The sequence below is a fragment of the Ruegeria sp. S84 genome, assembly GCF_056583445.1.
This window is the reverse complement of the sequence record NZ_CM152618.1, coordinates 1,798,986-1,812,100: the sequence shown is the minus strand read 5'-3', so window position 1 is coordinate 1,812,100 and position 13,115 is coordinate 1,798,986. Positions and strand designations below refer to the sequence as shown.

Here is a 13,115-nt window from a genome sequence, read left to right as displayed (position 1 = left end):
TGTCTTATAGACTAAATATTTTACCGACTGAAATAAATGTGTTATTTAAAACTGTAAGAGCCGCGAATCGAGTTGAGATGGCTCTGCTTATGGGAGGAAATCATGAAAAAAATTCTCAGCTTTTCAGCTGTAGCCACGCTGCTGGCCTCGACTGCGTTCGCAGAGCCGGTAGTCGGCGTAAGCTGGTCCAACTTTCAGGAAGAGCGCTGGAAGACAGACGAAGCCGCGATCAAATCGGCGCTAGAAGCCGGCGGTGCCGAGTATATCTCGGCCGATGCGCAATCGTCTTCGGCCAAACAGCTTTCGGATATCGAAAGCCTGATTGCGCAAGGCGTGGATGCACTCATTATTCTCGCGCAGGACGCGCAGGCGATTGGACCGGCGGTTCAGGCTGCCGCTGACGAAGGCATCCCGGTCATTGCCTATGACCGTCTGATCGAGGACGACCGAGCATTTTATCTGACCTTCGACAACGTGGAAGTCGGCAGAATGCAGGCTCGGGCTGTCTTTGAGGCCATGCCAAAAGGCAACTACGTGATGATCAAAGGCTCTCCTACTGATCCGAACGCAGATTTCCTGCGCGGGGGTCAGCAAGAGATCATCGGAGCAGCCGTCGACAGCGGTGACATTGTAATTGTTGGTGAAGCCTACACAGATGGTTGGTTGCCCGCGAACGCGCAGCGGAACATGGAACAAATCCTGACCGCGAACGAGAACAACGTGGATGCAGTCGTTGCGTCGAATGACGGTACTGCAGGCGGTGTTGTTGCGGCCCTAACAGCACAGGGTATGGAAGGCATTCCGGTGTCAGGTCAGGATGGCGACCACGCAGCGTTGAACCGCGTTGCGCTGGGCACTCAAACCGTTTCGGTATGGAAGGACGCTCGTGAACTCGGAAAGGCCGCTGGCGAAATCGCAGTCGCACTGAGCGGAGGGACAAGCCCTGCTGATGTCGAAGGTGCAGTTAGTTGGACATCACCGGGTGGCACCGAGATGAACTCGGTCTTCCTCGCACCCGTTCCGATCACCAAGGACAACCTATCCGTTGTTGTGGACGCTGGATGGATCCCATTGGAAGATCTGTGTCAGGGCGTTGAAAACGGACCTGCTCCCTGCAACTAAACTTCAAAGTCCCTGGCCCCGTCTGGGCCGGGGACTATTGCTGAATGTGAAAGATCGGAAATGACCGAAACTTCGTCTCAGCCGGTACCTGAAAAAGCGAAACCCAGCCTGTTCCAGCAACTGGAACTGGATATGCGGCTTTTGGGAATGATCGGCGCGTTTGTCATCCTGTGCATCGGGTTCAACATCTTCACAGATGGAAGGTTCCTGACGCCGCGCAATCTATTCAACCTGTCCATCCAGACAGTTTCGGTCGCCATTATGGCATGTGGGATGGTGTTCATTATCGTCACGCGACACATCGACTTGTCGGTAGGAGCGCTGCTGGCAACTACCTCGGCTGTGATGGCAATGACGCAAACTGAGCTTTTGCCGCAAGTACTTGGGATGGGTTTGAACAATCCAGCAACCTGGGCGATCACCATTGTTGTTGGGCTGTTTGTCGGCACGCTGATTGGTGCGTTTCATGGCTGGATGGTCGGATACCTGACGATACCAGCCTTCATCGTCACGCTTGGTGGATTTCTGGTTTGGCGAAACGTGGCTTGGTATTTGACCAGCGGTCAGACGATTGGTCCTCTGGATAGTACATTCTTGATGTTTGGCGGGACCAACGGGACATTGGGAACGACGACAAGCTGGCTGTTCGGCTTGTTTGCTACCGCAATCGCGATCTGGGCTTTGTGGAGCAGTCGTCGCGCAAAGGCGGCACATGGATTCCCCGTCAAACCTGTCTGGGCCGAAGCCACTCTGGCCGGGATAATCGCAATCGCCATCCTTGGGTACGTTTACATCGTAAACAGCTACGCCATACCGACGCGCCGACTGCAACGTATGTTCGAAGCACGCGGAGAGACAATGCCAGAGGGGCTAGTTGTAGGATACGGCATACCGATTTCTGTACTCATCCTAATCATCGTGGCTGTCACGCTGACAATTGTGGCGCGAAAAACCCGGTTTGGTCGGTACATCTTTGCCACTGGCGGCAACCCGGATGCGGCAGAGCTTTCGGGTATCAACACTCGGCTGCTGACCGTGAAAATCTTCGCTTTGATGGGTTTCTTGTGCGCGGTGTCCGCGGTGGTCGCCTCGGCTCGCTTGGCGAACCATTCGAACGACATTGGTACGCTCGACGAACTTCGGGTCATAGCAGCTGCAGTGATCGGAGGAACCGCATTGTCAGGCGGCATCGGCACTATCTATGGCGCGATCCTGGGTGCATTGATCATGCAGGCGCTGCAATCGGGCATGGCAATGGTTGGCGTTGACGCGCCGTTTCAGAACATCGTCGTCGGCAGCGTCCTCGTGTTGGCCGTCTATATCGACATCGTTTACCGCAAGCGACTGGGGGCAAAGTGATGCAAGCTCAGGATACGCAGAAAAAACCTTCTGGCACTGGGCGCGGTTCAGGCGCGCCGCCATTGGTCGAGATGCGCGATATTTCGATTTCCTTCGGTGGGATCAAGGCCGTCGACCATGTGTCGGTCGATCTCTATCCGGGTGAAGTCGTTGGCCTGCTTGGCCACAACGGGGCCGGAAAGTCCACGTTGATCAAGGTATTGTCCGGCGCCTATCAGATGGACCACGGCGAGATTCTGATCGATGGCAAGCCGGTCGAGATTGGCAATCCCCGTGACGCCCGGGCGAACAATATCGAAACGATATATCAGACGCTCGCCTTGGCCGACAATCTGGACGCGACATCAAACCTGTTCCTGGGGCGCGAGATGACGACGCCTTTTGGCTTGGTCAACGACGCAGCCATGGAGGCCGAGTGCCGAAAGATCATGGCGCAGCTCAATCCGAACTTTCAAAAGTTCAATGATCCCGTTTCCGCATTATCCGGCGGTCAAAGGCAATCGGTGGCCATCGCGCGCGCGGTCTATTTCAACGCCCGTATCCTGATCATGGATGAACCCACAGCAGCGCTTGGGCCACATGAAACTCAGATGGTGGCGGATCTGATCCACCAGCTAAAGGCGCAAGGCATCGGGATATTTCTGATCGATCACGACGTGCATGCCGTCATGGAACTGTGCGACCGCGCATCGGTCATGAAGAACGGAAAACTGGTTGGGACGGTCGATATCGCAGATGTAACTGATGACGATCTATTGTCGATGATCATTCTCGGCAAGCAGCCAGCACAAAAAGCAGAGTAGGGGGCAGAAATGCCAAGTGGATTTTTTGAAGGGATCGAGAAGGTCCAGTTTGAAGGCGTGGACAGCAAGAACCCGTTGGCCTTTCGTCACTACGACCCGGATGAAATCATTATGGGCAAGCGTATGGAGGACCATCTGCGGTTTGCTGTGGCCTGGTGGCATTCATTCGCGTGGGAGGGCGGAGACCCCTTTGGTGGACCTACGTTCGAACGCCCATGGTATCCTCAGGACGATATGGACCGGGCCCGTCAGAAGGCAGATATTGCGTTCGAATTGTTTGAGCTTTTGGGGCAGCCATTCTTTTGCTGGCACGACGCTGACATCCGGCCCGAACAGGGAAATTTTGCCGATAACCTGCGCACATTGGAAGATATCACCGATTATATCGGTGAAAAGATGCAGGTGTCTGGCACCAAGCTGCTTTGGGGCACGGCCAATATGTTCAGCCATCGTCGCTGGATGTCTGGTGCCAGTACCAATCCTGATCCCGACGTTTTTGCGTTTGCAGCTGCGACAGTGAAATCCTGCATGGATGCGACCCATAAGCTCGGCGGAGAAAACTACGTTCTATGGGGTGGCCGAGAAGGCTATGAAACCCTATTGAACACGGATTTGAAATCCGAATTGGACCACATGGGCCGTTTTTTGAACATGGTCGTTGAATACAAACACAAGATTGGGTTCAAAGGAACTATTCTCGTGGAGCCCAAGCCTCAGGAGCCGTCCAAACACCAATACGACTACGACGCCGCGACTTGTATTGGATTTCTCAGGAAGTACGGGTTGGAGGACGAGGTCAAGTTGAACCTGGAGCAGGGGCATGCGATCCTGGCCGGACACAGTTTCGAGCATGAAATTGCGGTTGCCGCTGCCGAAGGGATGCTTGGCTCGATCGACATGAACCGAAACGATTACCAATCCGGGTGGGATACGGACCAGTTCCCGAATAACACGCCAGAGGTTGCTTTGGCATATTACTACATCCTGAAAGCTGGTGGCTTTACAACTGGGGGCACAAATTTTGACGCCAAAATTCGTCGGCAATCGCTTGATGCAAAAGATCTTGTTGCAGCCCATGTCGGCGGAATGGACATTTGTGCACGAGGCTTGAAAGCTGCGGCTGCTATGATTGAAGACGGTGGCTTGGAGGACGCGCTGACGGAACGGTATTCCGGTTGGAACACGCCGAAAGCAGTTTCTATGTTGGGTAGCAGTCTGGAAGAGATTTCTGCCCGGGTTCTGCAGGAAAATACCAACCCGAAACCACAATCTGGGCGTCAGGAGATTCTGGAGAATTATGTGAACAGGTTTGTGTGACCAAGGAAAACTGCAATTGGGGAACTGTCAAAAGAATCTTGTCAGAAGAGCTTTGCTTGGGCGGGGTAGGGGTGTTGCGTAGCTTTTGCCCATGACCAGACCTGCATCTTTCAAATACTATAACAACCGGTTCTGAGATCATCCGCTTGACCGTGATGCTGTACATCCGATTCCCGCTCTCGCTTCGGAATGCCGTAGATCTGTTGCACGAGCGAGGCATCGACCTGAGTCAAGAAACCGACTGCTACTGTTGGGACAGGTTCGGTCCGATGTTTGCCTCTGAGATCCGAAGAATGCGGATGCAACAACTGCGCGCACTCTCGATATGGAAGTGGCACGCCGACGAGATTTTGTGGAGGTGAATGGCAAGAGACATTGCCTCTGGCGGGTTGTTGATCACGAAGGCGAGGTGCTGGAAACCGTTGTCACCAAACGCCCAAACGAGTAGCCGCTTATTTCGGGATCAAGATCAGTGGTTTTGGGACTGGGTAAACAGCCTACTGTATTCACTGCAGTGATCAGTCACCATTTAGTGCGAACAAAGGATTACAGCGGGCATTGACGCTTAGCTATCGTCGGACAAGCGCCAGATGTCTTGCTCTCCAAACCCACGGATTGTTCGCGCGCCGACATTCTCAAGGTCAAACTGATCTTTGAGGACCTGCGCGACTTCGTCCTGGACTGAAATCTGCATCGGGTCAGAGAATTCCTGAAGTCTGGAGGCCAGATTCACAGCCGGACCAAAGATATCGTACACATACTTCTGGATGCCAACGACCGACCCGACGACCGATCCCGTGGCCAGTCCAATTCTGCACCGCCACTGATGCGGATGGCTAAGGTTTCGGCGGGTCAAATAGCGTACGAAACGAATGGCTGTGTTTGCGATTGCCTTGGCGTGATCCGGAGTCGGATCGGGCAGACCAGCGACGGTGATATATGCGTCTCCGATTGTCTTGATCCGTTCGCAACCGAATTGCTCACCTATGCGATCAAACGCGCTGTAAATATCGTTCAGCTCAGTGACGGTGACGCTTGGGTCCTGCGAGGCGACCATATCCGTGAACCCCACGAAATCGAGCATCAGGACGGAGACGGGATCATAGAGTTGTGGCGTAACCACGCCGAAAGTCTTGTACTCTTCGTAGACCGACCGGGGCATCAGATTTAGCAGCAGTTTTTCAACCTGCTCCTTTTCCCGCTTCAACTCGCGGGTGTTCCGTTCCACCATCATCGAATAGGAGTCGATCATGGACTCCAGCTCTTTGATGCGGGTGATGTTCTGACATACCAGAACCAGCACATCGTCATGCGCGACCGTGAAATCGAGTGCGATCACCAGTGTGCGGCGTTTCTTTTTGAAGGTGATTTCTGATGTATGTCGCCCGGTGCCGGACAGGCTTGTTTGCACTGTGTCGATATCCAGATCAGGAAAGAGCTGCTGCAATTGGTCTGAAGGGCCATCGGCACTGAACCACTCGTCAAACGTATCATTGCGGAACCCAAACTTCAGCGATTGACGGTCCAGTAGGGCAACGCCCACACCAATCGCGCGAAGGAGCTGTTCATTGATGGCTTCGATGGTCATGATTTATCCAACAATCAAGGGACGACGTTTACTGAATTCCGCGACCACGATATCGATGTCCTCGGCATCCACGCCGTGTCTTTGCAAAGCGTCACGGAGCACGACCTCCAATTCGTCGAAATGGTCATCGGTAATTGCGAGATGAGAGTGTAACTGGCGCAGTTGATTGTCGGTGTAGGAGGCCGGACCGCCAAGGAGCGATGCTATGAACTTGGTCTGATGGTCGACCATGCGGCTCATATCCACGTTGTCGAAGAAGGGTCCAACCTCGTCATTGTCCAGCAGGATGTCATAGAACGAGAACACGATCTTGCTGATCTGTGAAAACCCACCGTATTTTTCATAAAGTGTGCGCTCGGCCATAACAAAATCCCCCTTAAACAAACTAATACCAAGAAAATGGTGGATCGACTACACCGGGTAATCTTCATCGTTCTTTGACGGTTGGGTCAAAGAACGATGAGCCAGTGATTCACGATCTCAGCCACGCTGCATGACAATTTCAGCGTACTCGGATGAGATGCAAAGTGTGTCATTGCCTGAGATATCGAACTTCTCGATCAGGGCCATGATATCGCGCTGCAGCGCCTCTTGTCCCGGTGCGTCCAGTGCATCGAAGGCCTTTTGCATCGGACCATAGAAAGTCCGAAAATACTCTAGGAAGTGTTCGGCTGAACGGTAGCGGAACATGAAGTTCTTGCGTCGGAACGAAACGATGGTGCTGTGCGATCCGAAGGATTCTTCAATCCAGTCCCGGCTGCCCCACAAAGCCGGAGAGCTTACGCCAGCAGGCGGAGGCACATGTTTACCGATCGTTTTGAACAGAAGGCCGATGAAGCTGTCCGGCGTCCAGTTGGCCAGACCAATCTTGCCGCCGCGTTTGACGACCCGTTGCAGCTCTGCTGCTGATTGTTGTTGGTTCGGTGTAAACATCACGCCGAACGTCGAAACCACCGCGTCGCAGGATTGATCATCGAAAGGCAGGTTTTCGGCGTCGGCAACCTTGTAGGTCACGAACAGACCTTCCGCTTTGGCGCGCTGGCTACTAGCGTCCAGCAGGGCTTCTACATAGTCGGTCGATGTAACATCACAAAAGCGCCGGGCGAAGGCCAAGGTGGCATTACCATTCCCGGCGGCGACATCCAGTACCTTGGAACCAGGCATCAGATCCATGCTTTCAGCCAGTTCTTCACCCGTAATTTGAAGGGTGACACCCACTTTGCTGTAGTCGCCGGAGCCCCAGGCGACGTTTTGCTTTGCTTTGATTGCCGCAAAGTCTGTGGTGGCGTTGATCGATGTTTGAATGCCCATGATATTGCTCCTTTTGATGTAGCAGTGGTTTGATGAAGGCCGCATTGCTAAATGCGGCCCCGGTCAGGCAGCTTGACGTTCTGGCCAGCTGACAGTTTCAACGGGCCGCTCCACATTGGCCACGTGTTCGAAAATCCTTGAGTTGATCCATTCGGGCTGGAAGACCGGCGCCATATGACCCAGCTCGGGCAGCAACGCGATCCGCGCATTGGGCAAAGCCTTCGCGATCTCGACCGAGACGTGCTGCGCAATCTCAGGTGACTCCAAACCAGTCATTACCAACGTCGGTATCTCAAGCTTGGACAGGTCCTTCAGTTGCCAGGTTTCAGCAAAACCTATTGCAAAATCCGACATGACTGATGGGATCATCCCAATGAACCGGTCCTGGGCCTGCGCGGGCAGCGAGTTCCAAAACCCCTTCTCGTTCCAGAAATCCAAAAAGTGATGCATACCAGCAGCGGCATCGCCATCCGCTGCTGCGGCGCTCACCACACCCGCGAGAAGCTGGATTTGCCCGAACAGTTTCTTGCTGACCTCATTGCCAGCCTTCAGAAAATGAAAGGCTGCAGGCTCATATACCGTCAGGCTTTTGACAAGATCAGGACGCATCAACGCGATCTTGATGGCAATACCTCCGCCGTTGGAATGACCAACAAGATGAACGGGGCGTCCCAGCGCTTCGATTTCGCGGATTACCGGTATGGCAGAAAACGCCGCACCGTTTTGAGAGTTATCTCCAGTCAACGGGCTACGACCGTACCCGGGAAGATCAACAGCGTGAACACTAAAGCGACCTTCCAGATCCGCCGCCAGTTGGTTCCATTGCCCACTATTGGACGCCGAAGAATGCAACGCAAAAATAGGTGCGTTAATCATTTCAGTAGTTCTAAAAGAAATAGTCATCGTTCTTACCCAATCGCACTTAAGATGGGCAATAACTGACCTTTCTATGTTTCATTGTGATGTCTGGAAGCGGTGCCAAGTGTTTCAGTTGTTGCTCTGTGAAGCAGGTCACACAACTTGCTATCCGGCTCAAAAACAAACAGGTTTATCGGCCGGTACTTGGCTGAGTTGGCACCTATTGAAACAATTGAAACACGCGATGCTGATTTTGAAATGGCATTGAAACAATGGTATCCTAAAAATTCAGGATGACGATGGGCATGGCGAACGAATTTGAAGAAATCGAGAAGGCGAGGGACCTTCTTCGTGATGCGATCGAATCTCTCAAAGAAGGGTTCGCCCTCTATGATGATGATCGCCGCCTTGTCCTATTCAACCAACGATATGCCGAGATGAACAAGGGGGTCGCCGACCTGCTGCAACCCGGACTGGACTGGGAAATCCTGATGCGCGAGACGGCACGCCGCGGGATATATGCGGACGCCATCGGCAATGAACAGCAGTGGGTTTCGGACCGGTTGGCCAACGGGGTCGAGTTCATCCAAGACTTTGAGCTGACGGAAACGGATGGGCGCACCTATCTGGTTTCTGTTCATCCCACCAAGTTCGGCGGATTTGTCGTCACGCGTGAGGATATCACCGAACGCAAACAAGCCGAGGTCGAAGAGCGCGACGGCGATCTATTGATCCGAAAGGTGCTGGATGCCAGTTCGGCAATCGTAACTATGGCGCGGATTGGTGATGGTCAGATACTGTATCGCACGCCTGCTGCGCTGCAGATGTTCGGACCTTCCAAATCCGCAAAACAACATTATCAAAAGCCGGAAGAGCGCGCGGATTTTGTAACCCAGCTTTTGGCCGATGGTCGTGTCGATGACTACAAGCTCGACTTGATTAATGCGGCTGGCAAAACCTTCCCTGCGTCGATTTCGTCTCAATTGATCGATTACAAAGGCGAAGAAGTCATCGTGACCAGCGTGATCGATCTAACCGTCCAGAAAGAGGCTGATGCCCTGATCCGTCAGGTCATGGAGGCTTATCCAGCAGCCATCAACATGACGCATGCCGACACCGGAGAGGTGCTGTTTGCTACGCCCGAGATAAAGGCGCTGTTTGGTGAAGCAGAAAGTTCGAAATCCTACTATGCGGACCCGAATGAGCGCCAACGGTACCTGAAAGACCTCCGGCAAGCGGGGGCGCTTAAGGATCGACGTATGGAGTTCGTCGATGCAAGCGGACGAAAGTTCTGGGGGGCGGATTCTTCACGGCTGATCGAGTTCAACGGTGAAGAAGTAATCGTTTCCAATACCCGCGATCTGACCGATGAATTGGCCATTGAGGCTGAGCTTGAAAAGCAACGAGAGCTGCTGTTCCAGAACGAAAAGATGTCTGCGCTTGGCGAACTACTCGCCGGTGTGGCGCATGAGCTTAACAATCCATTGTCGGTTGTTGTGGGTCATTCGTTGATGTTGAAGGAAGAAATTTCTGACCCCGATCTCGGTGTCAGGATTAAAAAAATCGGCAATGCTGCAGAACGCTGCGCGAAGATTGTAAAGACCTTTCTGGCGATGGCGCGTCAGCAGCCCAGCAAGATCGAGCAGGTTGATGTTCCCAGCCTGATCGAAACAGCTGCGGATGTCGCCGGGTACGGTAGCTCATCAGGCGAAATTCGCATTGAGCAAAGTGTGCCAGCAGACCTGCCTGCAGTTGCCGGGGATGCGGACCAGCTTACGCAAGTCGTCTTGAATCTTATCATCAATGCCGAGCAGGCCATGACCGCATCCGGCATCGGCGACCACATCATGCTGTCTGCCGAGGTCAAGCCTGACACCGGAATGGTTGAGATCACGGTTCAGGACAATGGCCCCGGTATCCCTAAAGCCATACGCGCACGTATCTTCGAGCCGTTCTTCACCACAAAAGAAGTGGGTGACGGCACCGGGATTGGGCTTGCTTTCTGTCACCGGATCATTCTGTCCCATGGCGGTCAGATCAGGCTTGATCAGGCCGCAGTGTCCGGCACCTGCTTCCGGATAACTCTGCCCGTCGCAAAGATGCAAAATGATGTGGCTGAAGAAAAACCCGAACCCGCCGCGAATTTTGCCAAGCACCGTGCATTGGTCGTGGATGATGAGGTCGAAGTGGGTGAGATCAATGCCGAGATATTGCGGAAGGACGGCTTTCACGTTGATTTCGTTACCTCAGGGGAAGAGGCGCTCAGGCAACTGCAGTCCGCCAACTACGATGTATTCCTAAGTGATATGAACATGCCCGGTGTTGACGGACGCAAGATTTATGAGGCGCTGGTGGCGCGTTTTCCGAAAATGCTGACCCGGACAGCATACATCACCGGGGACACCATGGGTGAAAGCTCATTGGGACTGCTGAAGGAATCCGGTCTGCCCTATCTGGAAAAACCCGTCTCGCCTTCGGAACTGAGAATACTTGTCGGAAAGCTGCTCGCCGATCAGAAGGATCAAACGGATGAATGACCAGAAAACCCATATCCTGGTTTGCGATGACGAGATCGACGTGCGCGAGATGCTTCAGGAATATCTGAGCAAACGCGGGTACGAGGTTTCTGCAGCCGCTGGCGGAGAAGAGCTCCGGTCTGTCATCTCCTCTCGTGCTGTTGATGTCATGATCATGGATATCAATATGCCAAAGGAAGACGGTCTTTCGATCCTCAGATCGCTTCGTCCTGAAAACACGACGCCCGTGATCATGTTGACTGCAGCAGGCGATGTAGTGGACCGGATCATCGGGCTTGAGATGGGGGCAGATGACTATCTTGGAAAGCCGGTTGATCTTCGGGAACTGGAAGCGCGGATCAAGGCCCTATTGCGCCGAGGGGCCATCAACGAAAGTCTGCCTGCAGATGCCCCCGAAGGCAATTTGGCCCTTTTTGGCGACTACACGCTGGATAAAGAGGCAGCCAAACTTCTTGCGCCGGATGGATCCGAGGTCCCGCTAACGGCGATGGAGTATAGTCTGCTCAAGGTGTTTGCTGAAAACAAAGGGCGTGTTTTGAACCGTGATCAGTTGCTAGAACAAGCGCATGACCGGTCCTGGGATCCGTTCGATCGCAGCATTGATATCAGAATATCCAGACTGCGCCGGAAGCTTGAAACCAACCCGGAAAAGCCGGAAATCATCAGAACCGTGCGGGGTATAGGTTATGTCTATGATCCCAAATAGGGTTTGCCGTTCCAGACAAACACATTGCGAGTAGCACCGTGGAAACCAAGCTCGTCACAACCATAATTGCTGACATTTCTGACAGCACCCCGTTCTACGAAGAAATGGGGGACGATCAGGCGCAGCAGTTGATTCAGTTTGAAATCGATCGATTGCGTGAGGTTCTACTTGGGTTTGGCGGAGTTCCTGTGGGGCAGAAAGGCGATGACGTCTTGTCCTATTTCAAGGAACCCGAGGCCGCCGTAAACGCGGTTGTAGAGATGATTCAGAAACCGCCCGGAACATTACTGTCGGTCCACGCGGGTGTTCATCAAGGTCCTGTTGTTATTGGCGATAATGGGATATTTGGCGAAACAGTAAATCTGACCGCACGTTTGGCGGCCGCGGCCAATCCGGGTGAAGCTTGTGTCAGCGAAAGCGTCGCCAAGGATCTAAGCCCCGAAAGTCTCCAGATGCTCACCCCAATCGGATCGCTTCGCCTGAAAGGTGTGAGTGACCCGGTCAAAGCCTATTCAATCGTGGCCTCAACGGACGGGTTAAGCACCGTGATGCATCTGCCGACGCAGACGGCCAGCAGATCTGAGGGCATGCAACAGAATGAAAGCTTTGCGCTCATTCTTTATCACGACGATCATACCTGGCGGTGTCGGGAAGGCGGGGAGCTAACGATCGGCAGATCCAGTCAATGCGATGTCATCCTGCCTGAGCCGTGGGTTTCGCGACTGCATGCGGTACTCAGCATGAAAGGCGGGAAGCTGATGCTGGCGGATCGCAGTTCGTCGGGAACTTATGTACAATTCGAGAATGCGCGTGAAATCCAGCTTAAGCGCGAGAACATAATGCTGGCCGATAGCGGGCTGATATCGCCTGCACTATCAATTTTGCACTCTGATGCGCGCCCATTAGAGTTTGAGGTCGTCCGCCGATAAACGACGTGGCACGCCTGAATTCTGGCTTCTGTGGTGAAAGTCTCAGAAAGAAACTCGCGATTGTGCTAGAATCGGCGCCAATTGCGTATTTCAACCAAGATTGGGAGGAAATGATGTCATTGAATACTTCAGGAAACCAGCTTCGTCAGGGCGCTCTGATCCTGGGTGCAGCTACACTCTTGTTTGGTGCTGATGCAACTGCCCAGTCAGCGATGCCCAATGCCTGCCCTGTGGATGGGTGTGAGGTGCAGATTGTATCGGTCGCCAAAGAGGGCGACGAACTGCTTGTGAACTACGATGCGAATTTCACTCCGGACGTATCGAAGAACCATTTCCATACATGGTGGGGCGAAAGCTATTCCGTTGAGCAAGTCGGCAGAAATGCCCAAAGCGAATTCAATGCCGTTCAGGGCAGGTGGCATCGGCACGATGATTACCCAAGCTATGTGACGAAGGAGGCGGCCTCGACATCGGCGCGAGAGGGAGGGACGACACTGTGCGTTACTGCTGCCGATAGGGACCACAACATATTGGATGCGACCAAGTATCATTGCGTGGATGTGCAAGAGCACCTCTGAAGCGCCA

Annotated in this window: 12 protein-coding genes and 1 pseudogene; 9 read left to right on the top strand and 4 right to left on the bottom strand. The window is 53.5% G+C overall.

The features are described from left to right. The first annotated feature begins 102 nt into the window (after positions 1-102). From xylF to AC1DFB_RS09125, 5 genes and pseudogenes are all read left to right on the top strand, one after another. The gene (gene xylF / locus AC1DFB_RS09145; RefSeq protein ID WP_170512769.1) at positions 103-1,122 is read left to right on the top strand and encodes a D-xylose ABC transporter substrate-binding protein; all 1,020 of its coding nucleotides are present in this window, start codon (positions 103-105) and stop codon (positions 1,120-1,122) included. Positions 1,123-1,182: 60 nt separating this feature from the next. Beyond that, positions 1,183-2,481 (top strand): sugar ABC transporter permease, encoded by a 1,299-nt coding sequence (locus AC1DFB_RS09140; RefSeq protein ID WP_170396208.1) that lies wholly within the window; start codon positions 1,183-1,185, stop codon positions 2,479-2,481. Then, positions 2,481-3,284, top strand: a complete 804-nt coding sequence (locus AC1DFB_RS09135; protein WP_170379765.1) for an ATP-binding cassette domain-containing protein — start codon at positions 2,481-2,483, stop codon at positions 3,282-3,284. The genes AC1DFB_RS09140 and AC1DFB_RS09135 overlap by 1 nt, the downstream gene beginning before the upstream one ends. 9 nt (positions 3,285-3,293) lie before the next feature. Further along, positions 3,294-4,601 carry a xylose isomerase gene (gene xylA / locus AC1DFB_RS09130; protein WP_170512772.1) on the top strand — a complete coding sequence of 436 codons (1,308 nt, stop codon included), beginning with the start codon at positions 3,294-3,296 and terminating at the stop codon, positions 4,599-4,601. A gap of 91 nt (positions 4,602-4,692) precedes the next feature. After that, positions 4,693-5,043, top strand: a pseudogene (locus tag AC1DFB_RS09125) (DDE-type integrase/transposase/recombinase); the annotation flags it as partial. Positions 5,044-5,166: 123 nt separating this feature from the next. Here the strand turns inward: AC1DFB_RS09125 and AC1DFB_RS09120 are convergent. The 4 genes from AC1DFB_RS09120 to AC1DFB_RS09105 all read right to left on the bottom strand — a co-directional run bounded on the left by AC1DFB_RS09120 (position 5,167) and on the right by AC1DFB_RS09105 (position 8,376). Beyond that, positions 5,167-6,189 (bottom strand): adenylate/guanylate cyclase domain-containing protein, encoded by a 1,023-nt coding sequence (locus tag AC1DFB_RS09120; protein ID WP_170396212.1) that lies wholly within the window; start codon positions 6,187-6,189, stop codon positions 5,167-5,169. Positions 6,190-6,192: 3 nt separating this feature from the next. Next, positions 6,193-6,552 carry a group I truncated hemoglobin gene (locus AC1DFB_RS09115; RefSeq protein WP_170403431.1) on the bottom strand — a complete coding sequence of 120 codons (360 nt, stop codon included), beginning with the start codon at positions 6,550-6,552 and terminating at the stop codon, positions 6,193-6,195. 117 nt (positions 6,553-6,669) lie between these two features. Beyond that, positions 6,670-7,500, bottom strand: a complete 831-nt coding sequence (locus tag AC1DFB_RS09110) for a class I SAM-dependent methyltransferase (RefSeq protein WP_170597879.1) — start codon at positions 7,498-7,500, stop codon at positions 6,670-6,672. Positions 7,501-7,563: 63 nt separating this feature from the next. After that, the gene (locus AC1DFB_RS09105; protein ID WP_480922552.1) at positions 7,564-8,376 is read right to left on the bottom strand and encodes an alpha/beta fold hydrolase; all 813 of its coding nucleotides are present in this window, start codon (positions 8,374-8,376) and stop codon (positions 7,564-7,566) included. A gap of 287 nt (positions 8,377-8,663) precedes the next feature. Between AC1DFB_RS09105 and AC1DFB_RS09100 the strand changes: the two genes are divergently transcribed. The 4 genes from AC1DFB_RS09100 to AC1DFB_RS09085 all read left to right on the top strand — a co-directional run bounded on the left by AC1DFB_RS09100 (position 8,664) and on the right by AC1DFB_RS09085 (position 13,108). Then, on the top strand, positions 8,664-10,895 hold the full coding sequence (locus tag AC1DFB_RS09100) for an ATP-binding protein (RefSeq protein ID WP_480922551.1): 2,232 nt from the start codon (positions 8,664-8,666) through the stop codon (positions 10,893-10,895). Continuing rightward, entirely contained in the window at positions 10,888-11,601 is a 714-nt protein-coding gene (locus AC1DFB_RS09095; RefSeq protein WP_170511845.1) for a response regulator, read from the top strand. The genes AC1DFB_RS09100 and AC1DFB_RS09095 overlap by 8 nt, the downstream gene beginning before the upstream one ends. 38 nt (positions 11,602-11,639) lie before the next feature. After that, the gene (locus AC1DFB_RS09090) at positions 11,640-12,530 is read left to right on the top strand and encodes an adenylate/guanylate cyclase domain-containing protein (protein WP_170800219.1); all 891 of its coding nucleotides are present in this window, start codon (positions 11,640-11,642) and stop codon (positions 12,528-12,530) included. A 113-nt stretch (positions 12,531-12,643) separates the two neighbouring features. Beyond that, complete coding sequence (locus tag AC1DFB_RS09085; protein WP_170396227.1) at positions 12,644-13,108, top strand: hypothetical protein; 465 nt, start codon at positions 12,644-12,646, stop codon at positions 13,106-13,108. The last annotated feature ends 7 nt before the right edge of the window (positions 13,109-13,115 follow it).